This is a genomic window from Rhodococcus sp. NPDC058505 (genome assembly GCF_042720095.1).
Taxonomy (GTDB): Bacteria; Actinomycetota; Actinomycetes; order Mycobacteriales; family Mycobacteriaceae; genus Rhodococcus_G.
The window spans coordinates 71,471-89,782 of record NZ_JBHXNB010000018.1; the positions used below are offsets into that span (position 1 = coordinate 71,471).

Annotated in this window: 16 protein-coding genes and 1 pseudogene; 11 read left to right on the top strand and 6 right to left on the bottom strand. The window is 70.9% G+C overall.

Translation table 11 applies throughout. From position 1 onward, the window contains the following. Positions 1 to 75: 75 nt before the first annotated feature. Positions 76 to 882 (top strand): SDR family NAD(P)-dependent oxidoreductase, encoded by an 807-nt coding sequence (locus tag ACFWPA_RS14575; protein ID WP_378570671.1) that lies wholly within the window; start codon positions 76 to 78, stop codon positions 880 to 882. 59 nt (positions 883 to 941) lie between these two features. On the opposite strand, the gene ACFWPA_RS14580 is transcribed toward ACFWPA_RS14575, so the two are convergent. The 3 genes from ACFWPA_RS14580 to ACFWPA_RS14590 are packed head-to-tail and all read right to left on the bottom strand — an operon-like array spanning position 942 to position 3,713. Next, the gene (locus tag ACFWPA_RS14580) at positions 942 to 2,381 is read right to left on the bottom strand and encodes an amidase (RefSeq protein WP_378570673.1); all 1,440 of its coding nucleotides are present in this window, start codon (positions 2,379 to 2,381) and stop codon (positions 942 to 944) included. A gap of 7 nt (positions 2,382 to 2,388) precedes the next feature. Further along, entirely contained in the window at positions 2,389 to 2,907 is a 519-nt protein-coding gene (locus tag ACFWPA_RS14585; protein WP_378570675.1) for a hypothetical protein, read from the bottom strand. Further along, complete coding sequence (locus tag ACFWPA_RS14590) at positions 2,904 to 3,713, bottom strand: class I SAM-dependent methyltransferase (protein WP_378506497.1); 810 nt, start codon at positions 3,711 to 3,713, stop codon at positions 2,904 to 2,906. Before ACFWPA_RS14590 ends, ACFWPA_RS14585 begins: the two co-directional genes overlap by 4 nt. A gap of 96 nt (positions 3,714 to 3,809) precedes the next feature. Between ACFWPA_RS14590 and ACFWPA_RS14595 the strand changes: the two genes are divergently transcribed. The 10 genes from ACFWPA_RS14595 (at position 3,810) to proB (ending at position 16,336) form a co-directional block, all read left to right on the top strand. Continuing rightward, positions 3,810 to 4,412 carry a GNAT family N-acetyltransferase gene (locus tag ACFWPA_RS14595; RefSeq protein ID WP_378570677.1) on the top strand — a complete coding sequence of 201 codons (603 nt, stop codon included), beginning with the start codon at positions 3,810 to 3,812 and terminating at the stop codon, positions 4,410 to 4,412. 24 nt (positions 4,413 to 4,436) lie between these two features. Then, a complete protein-coding gene (locus ACFWPA_RS14600; RefSeq protein WP_378570679.1) occupies positions 4,437 to 7,100 on the top strand; it encodes a valine--tRNA ligase in 2,664 nt (887 codons plus the stop codon). After that, complete coding sequence (locus ACFWPA_RS14605) at positions 7,097 to 8,512, top strand: bifunctional folylpolyglutamate synthase/dihydrofolate synthase (protein ID WP_378570681.1); 1,416 nt, start codon at positions 7,097 to 7,099, stop codon at positions 8,510 to 8,512. The genes ACFWPA_RS14600 and ACFWPA_RS14605 overlap by 4 nt, the downstream gene beginning before the upstream one ends. Continuing rightward, the gene (locus ACFWPA_RS14610) at positions 8,509 to 8,910 is read left to right on the top strand and encodes a DUF4233 domain-containing protein (RefSeq protein WP_378570683.1); all 402 of its coding nucleotides are present in this window, start codon (positions 8,509 to 8,511) and stop codon (positions 8,908 to 8,910) included. Before ACFWPA_RS14605 ends, ACFWPA_RS14610 begins: the two co-directional genes overlap by 4 nt. A 19-nt stretch (positions 8,911 to 8,929) precedes the next feature. Next, positions 8,930 to 9,349: a nucleoside-diphosphate kinase gene (ndk, locus tag ACFWPA_RS14615; RefSeq protein ID WP_378570685.1), complete on the top strand. Its 420-nt coding sequence runs from the start codon at positions 8,930 to 8,932 to the stop codon at positions 9,347 to 9,349. 441 nt (positions 9,350 to 9,790) lie between these two features. Beyond that, a complete protein-coding gene (locus ACFWPA_RS14620; RefSeq protein WP_378570687.1) occupies positions 9,791 to 12,841 on the top strand; it encodes a translation initiation factor IF-2 N-terminal domain-containing protein in 3,051 nt (1,016 codons plus the stop codon). A gap of 213 nt (positions 12,842 to 13,054) precedes the next feature. Next, entirely contained in the window at positions 13,055 to 13,366 is a 312-nt protein-coding gene (rplU, locus tag ACFWPA_RS14625) for a 50S ribosomal protein L21 (RefSeq protein ID WP_378506504.1), read from the top strand. Positions 13,367 to 13,406: 40 nt separating this feature from the next. Next, positions 13,407 to 13,670: a 50S ribosomal protein L27 gene (rpmA, locus tag ACFWPA_RS14630; protein WP_378570689.1), complete on the top strand. Its 264-nt coding sequence runs from the start codon at positions 13,407 to 13,409 to the stop codon at positions 13,668 to 13,670. A 102-nt stretch (positions 13,671 to 13,772) separates the two neighbouring features. Next, positions 13,773 to 15,230, top strand: coding sequence for a GTPase ObgE (gene obgE / locus ACFWPA_RS14635; RefSeq protein WP_378506506.1), 1,458 nt, complete (start codon positions 13,773 to 13,775; stop codon positions 15,228 to 15,230). Positions 15,231 to 15,235: 5 nt separating this feature from the next. Next, on the top strand, positions 15,236 to 16,336 hold the full coding sequence (proB, locus tag ACFWPA_RS14640) for a glutamate 5-kinase (protein ID WP_378570700.1): 1,101 nt from the start codon (positions 15,236 to 15,238) through the stop codon (positions 16,334 to 16,336). Between the two features lie 144 nt (positions 16,337 to 16,480). On the opposite strand, the gene ACFWPA_RS14645 is transcribed toward proB, so the two are convergent. The 3 genes and pseudogenes from ACFWPA_RS14645 to ACFWPA_RS14655 all read right to left on the bottom strand — a co-directional run. Then, positions 16,481 to 17,311: an NAD-dependent protein deacetylase gene (locus tag ACFWPA_RS14645; RefSeq protein WP_378570692.1), complete on the bottom strand. Its 831-nt coding sequence runs from the start codon at positions 17,309 to 17,311 to the stop codon at positions 16,481 to 16,483. Positions 17,312 to 17,520: 209 nt separating this feature from the next. Beyond that, positions 17,521 to 17,916 (bottom strand): annotated as a pseudogene (locus ACFWPA_RS14650) (ectoine synthase); the annotation flags it as partial. A gap of 1 nt (position 17,917) precedes the next feature. Next, positions 17,918 to 18,312 (bottom strand): aminotransferase class III-fold pyridoxal phosphate-dependent enzyme (locus ACFWPA_RS14655; RefSeq protein WP_378570694.1); only part of this gene is annotated, 395 nt, incomplete at its 5' end.

An 18,312-nucleotide genomic window follows, 5' to 3' on the forward strand; every position in this document is an offset into this window, starting at 1 on the left:
GGCGGCGTGACTCGCCCGCGGTGCGCGTGTCGTGCACTACGGTCGTCGAGGAATTACGTCGAGGGAGGGTGCGGCATGGGCGGGTCGGGTGCACGGACGGCACTGGTGACGGGCGCGTCGTCGGGGATCGGGGCGGCGGTCGCGGGGGCCCTCGCCGGACGCGGGTGGACGGTGTACGGCACCAGCCGCAACCCGGATGCGATCACGAACCCAATCCCCGGCGTCCGATACCTGCCGCTCGACCTCACCGACGAGGCGTCCATCGCCGCCTGCGCTGCCGCGGCGGGCGCCGTCGACGTTCTCGTCAACAATGCGGGGGAGAGCCAGAGCGGTCCGCTCGAGGAACTGCCGATGGACGCGATCGAACGGCTGTTCCGCACCAACGTGTTTGGCGCGGTGCGGCTGACCCAGCTGCTGCTGCCCGGCATGCGGGCCCGCCACTCCGGCCGGGTCGTGATGGTCGGGTCGATGCTCGCGAGTTTCCCACTCGCACACCGATCCTCGTACGTTGCGACGAAGGCCGCGATCAAGGGCTTCGCGACCGCCGCACGTCGCGAGGTGTCCCCGTTCGGGGTCGCGATCACCACCGTCGAGCCCGGCTCGATCGCCACCGGCATCGGCGAACGGCGCACCCACTATCTCGCCGATGACTCGCCGTACACCGCCGACTACCGCACGATGATCGAGCATCTCGACGCCAACGAACGGTCCGGGATCAGCGCGGACACGGTCGCGCGGACCGTGCTGACGGCGATCGACGCCAAGCGGCCGCGACCGCTGTATGCCGTCGGCTCCAACGCCCCGATGGTGTTCGCGCTGCGCCGGATCGCGCCGCGCGGGCTGGTCGAGCGGATCGTCGCCCGCAGGCACGGCCTGCGCTGACCTCTAGGGCATGTCTCCCACTCCCCATTTCGGCGCCGAGACGGATTAGGAGACACGCCCTACCCATCCGCGGACAGCGGCGGGACCCGGTCACGCCACGGCACCGCCTGCTCAAGCTGGGCGGCGACGGCAAGTAGCAGGTCCTCGCGGCCGGGTGCGGCGACGAGCTGCACCCCGATCGGCAGCCCCTCCCGGCTCTGCGCCAGCGGCAGGCTGATCGCCGGATTGCCGGACACGTTGTAGGCGGCCGTGAACGGGCCGAACTCGAGGATCCGCCGAATCCACGACCGGACGGTGTGCCCCGCGGCGTCGTAGTCGAGGGTGCCGTGCGGCGGCGGCAACTGTGCCACCGTTGGCGTCACCAGCAGATCGTGGCGAGCGAAGAAGTCCCCGACCGCGCGGGTGACGCGGCCCTGGGCGTCGATCGCGGCGGCGACGTCCGGCATCCGCGCGGCCGCGGCCTCCTGCAGAACCACCCGCGACACCGACTCCAGCAGATCGGGATTCGGTCGGATCGGGGCCCGCAGCATCGCCGCACCCGTCGAGTACGCGGTGAGCAGGCACGCCTCCACGACGTCGTCCTCGCATACCGCGGGCGCTGCCTCGGTGATGTCGTGCCCGATCCACTCGAGGACGCGCGCCGCGGTGATTGCGGCGTCCGCGACCTGCGCGTCGACGGGCACGCCGGCCAGGGTGGACACCGCGACCCGCAGCCGACCGGGGTCGGTCGACAGCGACGTCGGATACGGCACGGCCGGGGGAGCGGCGGCGTACTTCTCCCCGATGATCGGCCCGCTGACCGCGTCCAGTAGGGCCGCGCAGTCCCGGACCGTGCGGGTCAGGCCGAACTCGTACACCTGGCCGAACCCCACCTCCCCGGTCACCCCACCACCCGAGGATCCGCTCGAACCGGACGGCCCGACCGGCACCCGGCCCCGGCTCGGTTTGAGCCCGACCAGCCCGCAGCACGACGCGGGGACCCGCAGCGACCCGGCGCCGTCGTTGCCGTGCCCGATCGGCACCGCGCCCGCCGCGACCAACGCCGCGGACCCGCCGCTCGACCCGCCGACCCCGCGATCGAGGTTCCACGGGTTGCGGGTCGCCCCGTAGCGTCGGGATTCCGTCGCGAAGTTCAGTCCCAGCTCCGGTGCCGTGCTCTGACCGAGCGCGACCAACCCGGCGGCCCGGAACCGGCGCATCACCTCCAGATCGCAGCCAGCGACGGCGCCGCGGAGGGCGCGGCTGCCAAGGGTGAACGGGATCCCCCGGACGACGGGGCCGCTGTCCTTGACGACCATCGGCACCCCGGCCAGCGGCCCCGACGGGTCGGCGTCGGGTGCCGGGTCGAACACCGGCAGGGTCAGCGCGTTCAGGTCCGGGTTCACCGCGTCCAGCGCGCGCCGCGCCGCGGCCTCGACCTCGGCCGCCGTCACGTCCCCTTGCCGGATCAGTGTGGCCAGGCCGACCGCATCGTGGGCGGCGTACTCGTACACGTGCATGCCGCCATCACACCCCGACCGTGCCCCTGCCGGCCACCGGGTTTTTGGTGTACCAGAGGTGTCCCACCGCAGGTTCCACCAGTAGCTGTGCACCCCCGGCCACGCCAGCCGCGGCGGTGGCGGTCGGATCGCCGGTCCCGATCCACACGGCAACGGCGCCGGCCACGCAGATCGCCGGGCGCAGCAACGTCATCGGCCCCAACACGACCGCCATCGCCAGATACCTGGTCCGCCACGGCAGGACGCACCAGGTCGCGATGGCGACGAGTGTGACCAGGGCGAACGGTGTCAGGGCCGCCGCCAGCGCCTCGGCCGCGGTCCGGCGGACCTCCCGCGGGACAACGAGCAGACCGATCGCCAGGGGGCCAGCCGCCAGGGCCGCCCATACCGCGACACCCCTCGCCTGCGCCAGGGTGTCGCGCCGCAGGGTGGCGAGTCGACCCGTCCGGCCCTGCGCCGCCCGATAGCCCGCGAACGCGCCGTCGAGCAGGGCGATCGTCAGGACCGTCAGCGCCGCGACGTTCACCCGTCCGCCCCGCGCACCCCGATCAGCGGGCGCCACACTCCGTGCAGGCTCTGCCCACCGCGGCAGGAGACGTCGAACGACGGCGCGGCCGCCGTGGCAGCGCCCAGCAGGAAGTCGGTCGGGTGCGCCCGCCGCATCGACAGATTGCCGTCGTGCCGGGAGATGGGTTCGCGCATCCGGCTGCGGTGGAAGACCCAGGAACCCAGGTTGGTCAGCCACCCTGGCTCCGGGTCGTAGTGGAGGAAGCCGACGATTGTGGGGGTCTCGTGACGGGCCAGGAACTCGCGGACCTGCGCGCGGTCGAGGTGGTGCAGGAAGCCGGTCGAGATCACCACGGTCGGCACGCCGTCCGTCGCCAGGTCGAGTGCGTCGGCTACCTCGAAGCGGACGGCGCAGTCGTCGAGGCGGGCGAGCGTGCGTCCCCTGTCGACGAGGTCGGCATTGAAGTCGGTGGCGACCAGTTCCACACCGGGGAGGGCGCCGGAACGGGCGAGGCCGCGCAGGATGTACCCGGTGCCGCAGCCGACGTCGACGATCCGCCGCACCGTGTGCCGCGGGGTGATGAGCCTGATCTCGTCGGCCACCCGGCGCGGCACCTGCAACTCCTCGCCCAACCGTTGGAGTTCGGCATGGATCCGGAGCAGCACTCGTCGGCAGTGGTCGGCGTCGAGCACGCCGTCCACCGCGGGAAGCGCCTCGACCAGGCGGGCCGCACGCTCCTGACCCGACGCCCGCAACCGGGTCGCGGCGTCGTCCCGTCGCACCGGTGCAACCGCGATCAGGTCGGTGATCTCCAGCGGCTCCATGGCGACATGGTGGCAGTCGGTGCAGGCAGAGGCAATGACATTGCGATCGGCGGAGTAGGGGCAACCGAATGATCCGGTTCCGGGATAGCCTCGGGCATGGCCACCGTGCACCCCGCCACCCGGTCCGACGTTCCCGAACTCGCCCGCGTCCTCGGTCGGGCGTTCGATGACGACCCGGTGATGCAGTGGATGTGGCCCGACCCGCTGGACCGGCGGCGCGGGCTGCCGCGGATGTTCGCCGCCTTCACCCGGCACCACCATCTGGCCCACGGCGGCGTTGAGGTGGCCGCGGCCGACGGCCGCGCCGTCGGGGCGGCGCTGTGGGATCCGCCCGATCGGTGGCGGCAGTCGCGGTGGACCCAACTGGTGATGGCCCCGTCCATCCTGCGGGCCTTCGGGCGCCGGGCCGGGGTCGCCGCCGCGGTCGGCGCGACGATCGAGGCCGCACACCCGGACGGGCCGCACTGGTATCTCGGCACCATCGGCACCGACCCGACCGCCCGCGGTGGCGGGCACGGGCAGGCCCTGATGCGGTCCCGTCTCGACCGGTGCGACCTCGACCGCGCGCCCGCGTACCTGGAGTCGAGCAAGGAGTCGAACGTCCCGTACTACCAGCGGTTCGGCTTCGAGGTGACCCGGGAAATCGTGATCCCCGACGGCGGACCCACGCTGTGGGCCATGTGGCGGGAACCACGGTAGGGGACGTTCTCTAGAATTGCGCAGGTGACCAGTGCCGCGCCGCAGAACCCCGAGAACCCCGCAGACGCCCTCCCGAAGAGCTGGGACCCCAGCGCCGTCGAGGAGCAGTTGTACGAGGGCTGGGTGGCGGCCGGCTACTTCCAGGCCGACGCCGCCAGCGACAAGCCCGGCTACTCCATCGTGCTGCCACCGCCGAACGTCACCGGCAGCCTGCACATGGGGCACGCGCTCGACCACACCCTGATGGACGCGCTGACCCGCCGCAAGCGGATGCAGGGCTTCGAGGTGCTGTGGCTGCCCGGCATGGACCACGCGGGCATCGCGACGCAGACCATCGTCGAGAAGCAGCTCGCCGCCGCGGGCACCAAGAAGGAGGACCTCGGCCGTGAGGCCTTCATCGAGAAGGTGTGGGACTGGAAGCGTGAATCCGGGGGCACCATCCAGGGTCAGATGCGTCGCATCGGGGACGGCGTCGACTGGTCCCGCGACCGCTTCACGATGGACGAGGGCCTGTCCCGTGCCGTGCAGACCATCTTCAAGCGGATGTACGACGACGGCCTGATCTACCGCGCCGAGCGGCTCGTCAACTGGTCGCCGGTGCTGCAGACCGCGATCTCCGACATCGAGGTCAAGTTCGAGGAGGTCGAGGGCGAACTCGTCTCGCTGCGTTACGGTTCCCTCGACGACGCCGAGCCGCACGTCATCGTCGCCACCACCCGCGTCGAGACGATGCTCGGCGACACCGCCGTCGCCGTGCACCCCGACGACGAGCGCTACCGGCATCTCGTCGGCACCACCCTTGAGCACCCGTTCACCGGCCGCGCGATCCCGATCATCGCCGACGACTACGTCGACCCCGAGTTCGGCACCGGCGCCGTCAAGATCACCCCCGCGCACGACCCCAACGACTTCGAGATGGGTCTGCGGCACAACCTGCCGATGCCGACCATTATGGACAAGGCGGGTCGGATCGCGGACACCGGAACGCAATTCGACGGCATGGACCGGTTCGAGGCGCGCGTCAAGGTGCGCGAGGCCCTCGCTGAGCAGGGCCGCGTCGTCGCCGAGAAGCGTCCGTACCTGCACAGCGTCGGCCACTCCGAGCGGTCCGGCGAGACCATCGAGCCGCGGTTGTCGATGCAGTGGTGGGTCAAGGTGGACGCGCTCGCGAAGGCCGCAGGCGACGCGGTCCGCGACGGCGCGACCACCATCCACCCGGCCAGTCAGGAGCCGCGCTGGTTCGCGTGGGTCGACAACATGCACGACTGGTGCATCTCCCGGCAGCTGTGGTGGGGCCACCGGATCCCGATCTGGTACGGCCCGGACGGCGAGGTGGCGTGCTTCGGCCCCGACGAGACAGCGCCCGAGGGTTGGGAGCAGGATCCGGACGTCCTCGACACCTGGTTCTCGTCCGGGCTGTGGCCGTTCTCCACGATGGGCTGGCCGGAGCAGACCCCCGAGCTCGAGAAGTTCTATCCCACCAGCGTTCTCGTCACCGGCTACGACATCCTGTTCTTCTGGGTGGCCCGGATGATGATGTTCGGCACCTACGTCTCCGGTGACGATGCAGTCCAAGGCGGCAAGGTTCCGTTCACCGACCTGTTCCTGCACGGCCTGGTGCGTGACCAGTTCGGCAAGAAGATGTCGAAGTCCCGCGGCAACGGCATCGACCCGCTGGACTGGGTGGACCGGTTCGGCGCGGACGCGCTGCGTTTCACCCTGGCCCGCGGCGCCAACCCGGGCAGCGACCTCGCGGTCGGTGAGGACCATGCGCAGTCGTCCCGCAACTTCGCGAACAAGCTGTTCAACGCCACCAAGTTCGCGCTGATGAACGGCGCGGTCGTCGCCGACCTGCCCGCCCGCGAGCAGCTCACCGACGCCGACCGCTGGATCCTGGACCGGCTCGAGCAGGTCCGCGCCGAGGTCGACGAGGCGTTCGAGAAGTTCGAGTTCTCCAAGGCCTGCGAGGCGCTGTACCACTTCGCGTGGGACGAGGTGTGCGACTGGTACCTCGAGCTGGCGAAGGTGCAGGTCGCGGACGGTTCCGCGCATGCAGACGGCACCAAGGCCGTGCTCGGCAACGTCCTCGACACGCTGCTGCGGATGCTGCACCCGGTGATTCCGTTCGTCACCGAGACGCTGTGGAAGGTGCTCACCGGCGGCGAGTCGGTCGTCGTCGCGTCCTGGCCCGCCGCGACCGGCACCCCGACCGACGCGGACTCCGCCCGCCGGATCGCCGACCTGCAGAAGCTTGTCACCGAGATCCGCCGGTTCCGCAGCGACCAGGGACTCAAGCCGTCGCAGAAGGTCGCGGCCCGGCTGTCCGGCGCCGCGGACGCCGACATCGAGGCCCAGCTCGCGTCGGTGTCGTCGCTCGCGAAGCTCACCGAGCCGTCGGACGGCTTCGCCGCGACCGCGTCGGTCGAGGTGCGGCTGAGCCGCGCCACCGTCACCGTCGAACTCGACACCTCCGGTGCCGTCGATCTCGGCGCCGAACGCAAGCGGCTCGAGAAGGACCTCGCGGCGGCCGAGAAGGAGCTCGCCGGGACCGCGGCGAAGCTCGGCAACGAGGCCTTCCTCGCGAAGGCCCCGGACGCGGTCGTCGACAAGATCAAGGGACGTCAGCAGGTGGCGCAGGAGGAGATCACCCGCATCACCGCGCGGCTCGAGGAGTTGGGTCGGGCGTGAGCGACGAGCAGGGGGCCCCGTCCCCGGTGGACCTCGCGGAACTGGCGCTGGTCGAGGCCGAGCTCGACAAGCGTTGGCCCGAAACGAAGATCGAGCCGTCGCTGACCCGGATCGCCGCGCTGATGGATCTGCTCGGGTCCCCGCAGCAGGCCTACCCGGCGATCCACGTCGCGGGCACCAACGGCAAGACGTCGGTGACCCGGATGATCGACGCCCTGCTCACTCGGCTGCACCGCCGGGTCGGCCGCACCACCAGCCCGCACCTGCAGCTGGCGACCGAGCGGATCAGCATCGACGGCGCGCCGGTCTCGCCGCGCACCTACGTCGACACCTACCGCGAGCTCGCGCCGTACATCGAGATGGTCGACACCCAGTCGCGGGCAGCCGGGGGTCCGGCGATGAGCAAGTTCGAGGTGCTCACCGCGATGGCGTTCGCCGCGTTCGCGGAGGCGCCCGTCGACGTCGGCGTCATCGAGGTCGGGCTCGGGGGCCGCTGGGACGCAACGAATGTCGTCGACGGCCAGGTCGCGGTGATCACCCCGATCAGCCTCGACCACGCCGACTATCTGGGCACCGACCTGGCAGGCATCGCCGCCGAGAAGGCCGGGATCATCAAGAAGGCGCCGGACTCGCTGGTGCCGCGGGACACCGTCGCGATCCTCGCGCAGCAGGAACCCGAGGTGATGGACGTGCTGCTGCGCCGCGCGGTGGAGGCGGACGCGGCCGTCGCCCGCGAGGGATCGGAGTTCACCGTCCTTGCGCGGCAGATCGCGGTCGGCGGGCAGCAACTCGAACTGCAGGGGCTCGGCGGGGTGTACACCGACATCTTCCTGCCGATGCACGGCGAACATCAGGCCCGCAACGCCGCGCTCGCCCTCGCCGCGGTCGAGGCGTTCTTCGGGGCGGGTCCCGACCGGCAGCTCGACGCCGACGCGATCCGGGAAGCCTTTGCGTCGCTGACGAACCCGGGCAGGCTTGAGCGGGTCCGCAACGCGCCGACCGTCTTTCTCGATGCCGCGCACAATCCGGACGGGGCCCGCGCCCTCGCGTCGGCGCTGTCGGCCGAGTTCGACTTCCGCAAACTCGTCGGCGTCGTCGCGGTATTGGGGGACAAGGACGCCGACGGCATCCTCACCGCGCTGGAACCGGTCTTCGACGAGATTGTGGTCACCCGCAACGGTTCCCCTCGTGCGATGGACGTCGAGCACCTCGCCGACCTGGCGGTCGCCCGGTTCGGGGACGAGCGGGTGGTCGTTGCCCCGACCCTGCCGGATGCGATCGAAACGGCGATCGGGCTTGCCGAGGAGGTCGCCGAACCCGGCGAGGCCATCTCCGGCGCCGGTGTCGTCGTCACCGGATCCGTCGTCACCGCGGGCGAGGCCCGCACCCTGTTCGGAAAGGACCCGGCGTGAGCACCCCCGATCAACCTGCCCAGTTCAAGCCCCCGACCACCGACCCGTGGAAGGGATTCCGCGGGGTCTGCTCCGGCACCCTGATCCTCGAGGCAATCGTGGTCTTCCTCGGGATCCCCGCGGTCGCGAAGCTCGGCACCGGCATCAGCACCGGAGCGGTCGTGTACCTCACCGTGCTCGGTGTCCTGATGATCCTCGCGTGCGGGGTGCAGTCCCGGCGCTGGGGTTTGCGTCTGGACCTCGGCCTGCAGGTCGGCCTGATCGCGGGCTGGTTCATTCACCCGGCGATCGGCGTGATGGGTCTGATCTTCGCCGCGGTGTGGGCGTACCTGCTGTACCTGCGCAAGGACATCGAAGCGCGGATCGAGCGGGGACTGCTGGCAGGGCAGCGGGACTGACCCACTATTCTGTCCTTTCGTGACTGAGCGCACCCTGGTACTGATCAAGCCCGATGGCGTTGCCCGCAACCTGATCGGCGACATTCTCGCGCGCGTCGAACGCAAGGGTCTGTCCGTCGCCGCGCTGGAGATGCGCACCGCCGACGCGGATGTGGCGGGCAAGCACTACGCCGAGCACGTCGAGCGGCCGTTCTACCCGGGCCTGCTCGAGTTCATCACCTCCGGCCCGCTGGTCGCGGCCGTCGTCGAGGGACACCGGGCGATCGCCGCGTTCCGCCAGATCGCGGGCGGCACCGATCCCGTCGAGAAGGCCGCTCCCGGCACCATCCGCGGCGACCACGCCCTCGACGGTCAGCAGAATCTCGTGCACGGGTCCGATTCGGTCGAGTCCGCCGAGCGGGAGATCGCGCTCTGGTTCCCGCGGCTCGCACGACCCTGACCGCCCCGTTTCCGCAGCCCCGGCTCAGGTTGCCCGATCCGATCGGGGACCTGAGCCGGTTTCGTTCGCCCGCACGGTGCGGCGTCGGTCGGGGCACCGTGGACGTGTGGGATACTGACAGCGGTTGACCCGCACACGTTTCGTCACCGTCGAGAGCTGCGTGCGGTCCAACCGGTGACACCACGGCTCGATGCCCGCATCGCTGCCGCCATGGACGAGGAAATCCCTCCCCGGCGGCACGCTGGATGATCAGGCGCACGGGACGCGGAGTTCAGCCCGCCAGGCTCCGCGCGAATTGGACGTGACCGTTTCGATCACCGACAAGCCGCGCGGAGCGAGACCAGACGAACTCACACTCCGGTGTGAGGACCAGACAGCGCCCCCGAGTGGCCGCGCACATCCGACAGGGATGGACGCGCCCGGGGGCTCGAGGAGACTTACGTGGCCGACCAAGCGCCGCCCGAGAATTCACAGCCCACCGATCCGGTGTTCCCGGAGAAGATGCGCGTTCACGCCCTCGCCAAGATGCTCGGCGTGACCAGCAAGCAGGTGCTCGCCCAGGTCGCGGAGTTCGGGACGGAACTGCGCAGCGCCCAGTCCAGCATCGACCGCGCGCTCGCCGAGCGCGTGCACGCGGCGATGGCCGCACCGACGGCACCGGCCGCCGAGCAGGCCGCCGAATCGGCTTCCGCCGCCGACCCGGTGCTGCGCGCCGCCCCCGACCTGATCGCCGACGCGCACATCCCGCAGCAGCCCGGCCTGTTCACCGACGCCGACGCCGAGGCGGCGCCCGCCGCGGCCACCGAGCCGCCGCTGTTCCAGGCCCCGCTGTTCCTACAGCCGGAGACGGCCCCCGAACCCGCACCGCGTCGTCGCCGCGCGCGCCGGGAAGCGGCCGCCCCCGACGAGGCGGCCCCGATCGAGGTCACCTCCGGAACCGCCGCGGCCGCGGCGGTCGAGGAGCCGACGGCGAGCGAGCAGCAGGCGGATGGTTCTGCCGCGGAGGCCACGACCTCCGAGGAGGCCGGAGCGGCCGGCGCGGAGCACGCCGACGACGAGTCCGCGGAGGGCCAGGGCCGGCGCCGCCGCCGCGGGCGCCGGGGCCGCGGCCGGGGTCGCGGTGAGCAGGGCGCGGAGACCGACACCGCCGACGACACCGAGACCGCTCCCGCGGAGGACGGGCCAGCGGCCGACGCATCGGCGGACGCGGACACCGAGGCGGCGGAGGCCGAGACGGCCGACGCCGAGTCGGGTGCGGAGGAGTCCGAGGACGGCACGAGCAGGCGTCGTCGGCGCCGCCGCCGTCGCAAGGGCAGCGGCGACGGCGACGCCACCGAGGACGACGGTGTCACGACGGTCGTGCACGAGCGTGAACCCCGCACCAAGGCCCGCGCCAAGGACGAGGTGCAGGGCATCTCCGGATCCACCCGGCTCGAGGCCAAGCGTCAGCGCCGCCGCGACGGCCGGGACGCGGGCAGGCGCAGGCCGCCGATCCTCACCGAGTCCGAGTTCCTGGCCCGTCGTGAGGCGGTCGACCGGGTGATGGTGGTCCGGGAGAAGAGCGGTGCCGCGCACCCCGACGGCCTGACCCAGGTCGCGGTCCTCGAGGACGACGTCCTCGTCGAGCACTTCGTTACGACGTCGGCGTCCGCGTCGATGGTCGGCAACGTCTACCTCGGACGGGTGCAGAACGTGTTGCCGTCGATGGAGGCGGCCTTCATCGACATCGGGCGCGGACGCAACGGCGTCCTCTACGCCGGTGAGGTCAACTGGGAGGCCGCCGGTCTCGGCGGCAACAGCCGCAAGATCGAGCAGGCGCTCAGGCCGGGCGACCAGGTGCTCGTCCAGGTCTCCAAGGACCCGGTCGGGCACAAGGGTGCCCGCCTGACCACCCAGATTTCGCTGGCGGGACGGTTCCTCGTCTACGTTCCCGGCGGCACGTCCACCGGGATCAGCCGCAAGCTGCCCGACACCGAACGCAAGCGGCTCAAGGAGATCCTGCGGGAGGTGGTTCCGCCGGAGGCGGGCGTCATCATCCGCACCGCCGCGGAGGGTGTCAGCGAGGAGGAACTCGCCCGCGACGTGCAGCGGCTGCAGTCGCAGTGGTCCGACATCGAGAAGGAGGCCGAGGCAGCGGACAAGGGCAAGTCGGGTAACCCGAAGGCCCTGTACGAGGAGCCGGACCTGCTGGTCAAGGTCGTGCGCGACCTGTTCAACGAGGACTTCTCCAAGATCGTCATCGAGGGCGAGAAGTCCTGGTCGACGGTGGAAAACTACATCCGGACCGTCGCACCCGACCTGTTGCCGCGGGTGGAACGGTACGAGCCTGCGGCGGGCGGACCGGACATCTTCGCGGTCCGGCGCATCGACGAGCAGCTGGCGAAGGCGCTCGACCGGAAGGTGTGGCTGCCGTCGGGCGGCACCCTGGTGATCGACCGCACCGAGGCGATGACCGTCGTCGATGTCAACACCGGCAAGTTCACCGGAGCGGGCGGCAACCTCGAAGAGACCGTCACCCGGAACAACCTGGAGGCCGCCGAGGAGATCGTGCGGCAGATGCGGCTGCGGGACATCGGCGGCATGATCGTCGTCGACTTCATCGACATGGTGCTCGAGTCGAACCGGGATCTCGTGTTGCGTCGGCTCACCGAGTCACTCGGACGCGACCGGACCCGGCACCAGGTGTCCGAGGTCACCTCGCTCGGCCTGGTTCAGATGACCCGCAAGAAGCTGGGCACCGGGCTGGTCGAGGCGTTCTCGACCACCTGCGAGCACTGCCACGGCCGCGGCATCGTCGTGCACGCCGATCCGGTCGAGGTCCGCTCCGGTGACGACTCCGGCTCCCGCAACCAGGGCAAGGGCGAATCGGGTGGCGGACGCCGCAAGCGGGGCCGCGACAAGGCGCAGGCCGCCGAGCCAGCACCGGAGAAGGACGGGCACGCCGCGGAGGCCGACGCGTCCGTCAAGCGGGCGCACCCGGTGGCGTTGGCGATGGCCGCACACCTGCACCCCGAGGACGAGCATCCGGACACGGCGGACGCCGCAGCCGCGGCCACCGAGGTCGTCGTCACGGAGACGGCGGACGTCGTCGCGGACCCTGCCGTCGAGACGCCGGTCGTCGCGGCGGATACCGCACCCGAACCCGCCGCCGAGCCTGCGCCCGAACCCGTCTCCGAGCCTGCACCGGAACCCGCTGGCGAGCCCGCGGCAGCGGCGCGCCCGCGCCGCCGGTCGCGCCGGGCCTCCCGCGCGGCCGCGGCACCCGTGGCTGGCGTCGACGAGGGGACCGTGCTGACGCTTCCCGCGCACCCGGACCCGGCGCCTGCGGAACCCGCGGTCGTGGTCGAGCCGGTCGTCGAGCCGGCCGCCGCCGTCGAGGCCACGCCGGTGTCCGGCGCGGCGGAGGCGGCGGCAGCTGAGCCCGCCGCACCGAAGCGGCGTGCGCGTCGGCGGTCCGCCGGGCGTCCCGCCGGACCACCGACGGAATCGTGATTGGCCGACCGCTCGAGGTCACGGGCAACGGCGGCGGGTGGGGCGGTTTGACCCTGCCGATCGCCATCCCGTAACCTTGAGCGGTCGCTACTCGGTGACACCGCTCTGCTGCGCCCGTCCGGGTGCCGGGGTGTCCGGGGAAGCAAGTACACAGACCAGTCGCGCGGCGGTAGTCGCGTGAGCACGTTCGAATTAGCAAGGGGTAGCCGTCCGATGGCAACGTACGCGATCGTCAAGACCGGCGGAAAGCAGTACAAGGTCGCTGTTGGTGACCTCGTCAAGGTCGAGAAGATCGAGGGTGAGCCCGGCGCTGCTGTCTCGCTGACCCCGGTCCTCCTCGTCGACGGAGCCGAGCTGACCACCGACGCCGACAAGCTGGCGAAGGTCACGGTCACCGGTGAGGTCGTCGAGCAGACCAAGGGCCCGAAGATCCGGATCCACAAGTTCAAGAACAAGACCGGCTACCACAAGCGTCAGGGCCACCGGCAGAAGCTGACGGTCCTCAAGGTCACCGGCATCAAGTAACTCGGGCTCCGAGTCTTCTTCCAACCCAGGAGGGTCTGTCATGGCACATAAGAAGGGTGCATCCAGCTCGCGCAACGGTCGCGATTCGAATGCCCAGCGACTCGGCGTGAAGCGGTTCGGCGGCCAGTCCGTCAGCGCAGGCGAGATCCTGGTGCGTCAGCGTGGCACGCACTTCCACCCCGGCGTCAACGTCGGTCGTGGCGGCGACGACACCCTGTTCGCCCTTGCCGCCGGTGCCGTCGAGTTCGGCACCAAGCGTGGACGCAAGACCGTGAACATCGTTCCGGCCGAGGCACAGGCCTGAGTCTGCTGCTTCGAGCAACGCTTCCAGGAGGGGCGGGCCAGGGTCACACACCCGGCCCGCCCCTCCTGCTTTTCACCGACTGAAGGGAAGGATCCGGCAGTCATGTCCCGATTCATCGACCGCGTGACGCTGCACGTCAGCGCAGGCAAGGGCGGCAACGGGTGTGCCTCGGTGCACCGCGAGAAGTTCAAGCCGCTCGGCGGACCGGACGGCGGCAATGGCGGTCGGGGCGGTGACGTGATCCTCGTCGTCGACTCGAACGTACACACGCTGCTGGATTTCCACTTCCATCCCCGCGCCAAGGCAACCAACGGCCGCCAGGGTGAGGGCGGAAACCGAGAGGGCGGCAACGGCTCCGACCTCGTCCTCAAGGTCCCCGACGGCACGGTCGTGCTGGACCGGGACGGCCGCATCCTCGCCGACCTGATCGGCACCGGAACCCGGTTCGTCGCCGCGCAGGGTGGGCGCGGCGGGCTCGGCAACGCTGCGCTGTCGTCGAAGGCGCGCAAGGCGCCCGGCTTCGCGCTCCTCGGCGAGGAGGGCGTCGAACGCGACCTGGTGCTCGAACTGAAGTCGGTCGCCGACGTCGGCCTCGTCGGATTCCCGTCGGCGGGCAAGTCGTCGCTGGTGTCGGTGCTGTCCGCGGCCAAGCCGAAGATCGCCGACTACCCGTTCACCACGCTGCAGCCGAACCTGGGCGTCGTGTCCAGCGGTGACACCACGTTCACCGTCGCGGACGTGCCCGGCCTGATTCCGGGCGCCAGCGACGGCCGCGGACTCGGCCTCGACTTCCTGCGGCACCTCGAACGGTGCGCGGTGCTCGCGCACGTCGTCGACTGCGCGACCCTCGAACCCGGTCGCGACCCGGTGTCCGACGTCGACGCACTCGAAGCGGAGCTGGCCGCGTACACCCCGGCGCTGTCCGGCGACGCGGGACTCGGTGACCTCGCCGACCGGCCCCGCATCGTGATCCTGAACAAGGCCGACGTGCCGGATGCGGCGGAGCTCGCCGAGATGGTGACCCCCGAGTTCGAGGCACGCGGTTGGCCCGTGTTCACCATCTCCGCGGTGAGCAGGGACGGCCTGCGCCCGCTGACCTTCGCGCTGGCGAAGATGGTCGAGGACTACCGCATCGCGCACCCGCCCGCCGCACCCAAGCGGCAGGTGATCCGCCCGATCGCCGTCGATGAGACCGGGTTCAGCATCATCGCCGACCCCGAGACGCCCGGCGGTTTCATCGTCCGCGGTACCCGACCCGAGCGGTGGATCCGGCAGACCGCATTCGACAACGACGAGGCCGTCGGTTACCTCGCGGACCGGCTTGCCCGTCTCGGTGTCGAGGACCGGTTGATCAAGATGGGTGCCGAGCCCGGCTGTTCGGTGACGATCGGCGACGTCAGCTTCGACTGGGAGCCGCAGACCGCGGCCGGTGTCGACATCACCCGCACCGGTCGCGGCACCGACGCCCGCCTCGACCAGGATGAGCGGATCGGTGCCGCCGAACGCAAGCACGCGCGTCGCATCCGCCGCGGACTGGACTCCGACGGCGACGGCAAGTGACCGGGGTGTCCGACACCCGCACCCAGATCGCCACCGCCCGGAGTGTCGTGGTCAAGATCGGCTCGTCGGCGTTGACCAGTCTCGAATCCGGGTTGGACAGAAGGAAACTCGACGCGCTCGCCGACGCCGTCGAGGCCCGCATGCGCGCGGGCTCCGACGTGGTCGTGGTGTCGTCGGGCGCGGTCGGTGCGGGCATCGCGCCGCTGGGCCTGTCGAAACGCCCCCGGGACCTCGCGACCAAGCAGGCGGCGGCGAGTGTCGGTCAACTCGCGCTCGCCCATGCGTGGGGCACCTCGTTCCACCGGTACGGCCGGACGGTCGGGCAGGTGCTGCTCACCGCCGACGACATCGCCCGTCGCACCCAGCACCGCAACGCGCAGCGGACGCTGGACCGGTTGCGGGCGCTGCACGCGGTCGCGGTGGTCAACGAGAACGACACCGTCGCGACCACCGAACTGCGGTTCGGCGACAATGATCGGCTCGCGGCGATGGTCGCGCACCTGGTCAGCGCCGACGCGCTGGTGCTGCTGTCGGACGTCGACGGTCTCTACGACGGGGACCCCCGTAAGGGCGGAGCCATCCTGATCCCCGAGGTGACGAGCCCCGAGGACCTGGACGGTGTGGTCGCCGGCTCCGGGGGGGCGCTGGGCACCGGCGGGATGGCCTCGAAGCTGTCCGCGGCACGCCTGGCCGCCGACTCCGGTGTCCCGGTGCTGCTGGCCGCCGCCACCGACGCGGCGGAGGCGTTGTCGACGGCGAGCGTCGGTACCGCGTTCGCGGCCCGTCCGACGCGCATGTCGGCGCGCAAGTTCTGGGTCCGGCACGCCGCCGACACCCAGGGTGAGCTGCACCTCGACGCGGGCGCCGTCCGTGCGGTCGTCGACAAGCGGCGCTCCCTGCTCCCGGCGGGCATCACCGCGACCGGCGGCCGATTCCACGGCGGCGACGTGGTCTCGCTGCTCGGCCCCGACGGCCTGCCGGTGGCGCGGGGTGTGGTGGCGTACGACGCCGCGGAACTCGAGGAGATGCTCGGCCGGTCCACGATGGAGTTGCCGTCCGACATGCAGCGGCCCGTCGTCCACGCCGACGACCTCGTCCGACTCTGACCGTCCGCTCAGGCTGACCGAATGTGGGATTTGGTCAGTCAGGCTGACCGAATCCCACATTCGGTCAACCCGGGGGTGGCAGCCGGGGGGTGGCAGCCGGGGGGGAAGGTCGACGCGGGGTCGGGTGGCGTGTCGGGGGAGGGTTCAGGTGACGAGAGTGGTGAGGGTCTCCGCGCAGCCTGCGTCGAGTTTCAGGGTGGCGAGGTCGTCGCCGCGGGTGGCGCCGCGGTTGACGATCGCGATCGGCATGCCGAGCTTCGCGGCCCGGCGGACGAAGCGCAGCCCTGACATCACCGTCAGCGACGAACCCAGCACCAGCAGCAGATCGGCGGACTCGACCATCGCGAACGCGGCGTCGACGCGGTCGCGGGGGACGGACTCGCCGAAGTAGACGATGTCCGGCTTGAGGACGCCGCAGCAGCGCGCGCAGTCCACGACGCGGAAGTGCGCGGTCTCCTCGAGTACGGCGTCGGCGTCCGGCGCGATCTCCACACCGGACGCGGCGGCAACGGATTCGGCGAAGCCGGGGTTGGCGGCGTCCAGTCGTTCGGCCAGCGACATGCGGGAGATCCGGTGCCCGCATCGCGTGCATCGCACCTGCGCGTAGCTGCCGTGCAGGTCGATCACCGACCGGCTGCCCGCCTTCGTGTGCAGCAGGTCCACATTCTGGGTGATCACCCCGCGCACCGTGCCGGTCCGTTCCAGTGCGGCCACCGCACGGTGACCCGAGTTGGGTCGGGCCCCGTCCATGTACCGCCAGCCCAGGTGGTTGCGGGCCCAGTAGTGCCGCCGGAACGCCGCGTCGCCCATGAACTGCTGATAGGTCATCGGGGTCCGGGGAGGCGCGTCGGGTCCGCGGTAGTCGGGGATGCCGGAGTCGGTGGACATGCCCGCACCGGTCAACGCGACGACGCTGCGGCCCCGGATGAGCTCCAACAGATCCACCGTCGTCCGAGGCGCGGTGGATGCGGTCATGGAGTCCAGGCTAGCGCGACCCGTCCCGGCGCGACCCCGGTCCGTCCTCGTCGTCGACCACCGGCGGGCCGTCGGGGTGCGGCGCGCCACCCTCGTTGACCCAGTCGGCGATCTCGGCGGCATCCTCCCGCGTGACGGGACGGCGCCGATGGAACAGGGATCTGACCTTGGTGCCGATCTTCGACATGGCTCGATGCTACCCACCGGCGGGCGGGTGTCTCGATCAGTGGGTAGACGCCGTTCTCGTCGTGCACCTCCCGCCCGGTGACCGGGGGATTGAACACGCACAGCATCCGCATCCGGGTGACCGGTTCGACCCGGTGCCGCTCGTTGCCGTCGAGCAGGTACATGGTGCCCGGCCGTAGTTCGTACACCTCGTTGGTGTCGAGGTCGGTGAGGATGCCGTCGCCCTCGATCAGCCAGACCGCCTCGATGTGGTTGGCGTAGTGGAACTCGTTGACCGATCCGGCGGCGATGGTGGTCTCGTGGAAGGAGAATCCGACGCCGTCGCCGGCGAGGACGATCCGCTTCGAGCGCCAGTTGCCGTCCGCGCTGGTGATGTCGCGGTCGGTGTCGGTGATCTCGTCGGTGGTACGCACGATCATGTCAGGCACACACCTTCGCGGTCGCCTCGGCGAGAATGCTCAGGCCGTGATTGAGTTCCTCGCTCGTGATCGTCAGCGGCGGAAGGAGTTTCACGACCTCGTCCGACGGACCGGAGGTCTCGGCGAGCAGTCCCTCGTCGTAGGCGAGACCACAGACCTTGACCGCCTTGCCGGGATCGTCGAATACCAGGCCCTGCACCATGCCGCGCCCGCGGGTGCTGACCCCGTCGAACGAATCCGCGAGGTTGGCGAAGATCTCACCGATCCGCTTGCCCTTCGACGCGGTCGACAGGCTGAGCAGGTCGTCGGCCCAGTACTGCTCGAGGGCGGCGGTGGCGGTGACGAAGGCGGGGTTGTTGCCGCGGAAGGTGCCGTTGTGTTCGCCGGGGGACCAGA

Coding starts and splice junctions, on each gene's coding strand:
- ACFWPA_RS14575 (WP_378570671.1), top strand. CDS start 76: ATGGGCGGGTCGGGTGCACGGACGGCACTGGTGACGGGCGCGTCGTCG.
- ACFWPA_RS14580 (WP_378570673.1), bottom strand. CDS start 2,381: ATGCACGTGTACGAGTACGCCGCCCACGATGCGGTCGGCCTGGCCACA.
- ACFWPA_RS14590 (WP_378506497.1), bottom strand. CDS start 3,713: ATGGAGCCGCTGGAGATCACCGACCTGATCGCGGTTGCACCGGTGCGA.
- ACFWPA_RS14595 (WP_378570677.1), top strand. CDS start 3,810: ATGGCCACCGTGCACCCCGCCACCCGGTCCGACGTTCCCGAACTCGCC.
- rplU (WP_378506504.1), top strand. CDS start 13,055: ATGGCAACGTACGCGATCGTCAAGACCGGCGGAAAGCAGTACAAGGTC.
- rpmA (WP_378570689.1), top strand. CDS start 13,407: ATGGCACATAAGAAGGGTGCATCCAGCTCGCGCAACGGTCGCGATTCG.
- obgE (WP_378506506.1), top strand. CDS start 13,773: ATGTCCCGATTCATCGACCGCGTGACGCTGCACGTCAGCGCAGGCAAG.
- ACFWPA_RS14645 (WP_378570692.1), bottom strand. CDS start 17,311: ATGACCGCATCCACCGCGCCTCGGACGACGGTGGATCTGTTGGAGCTC.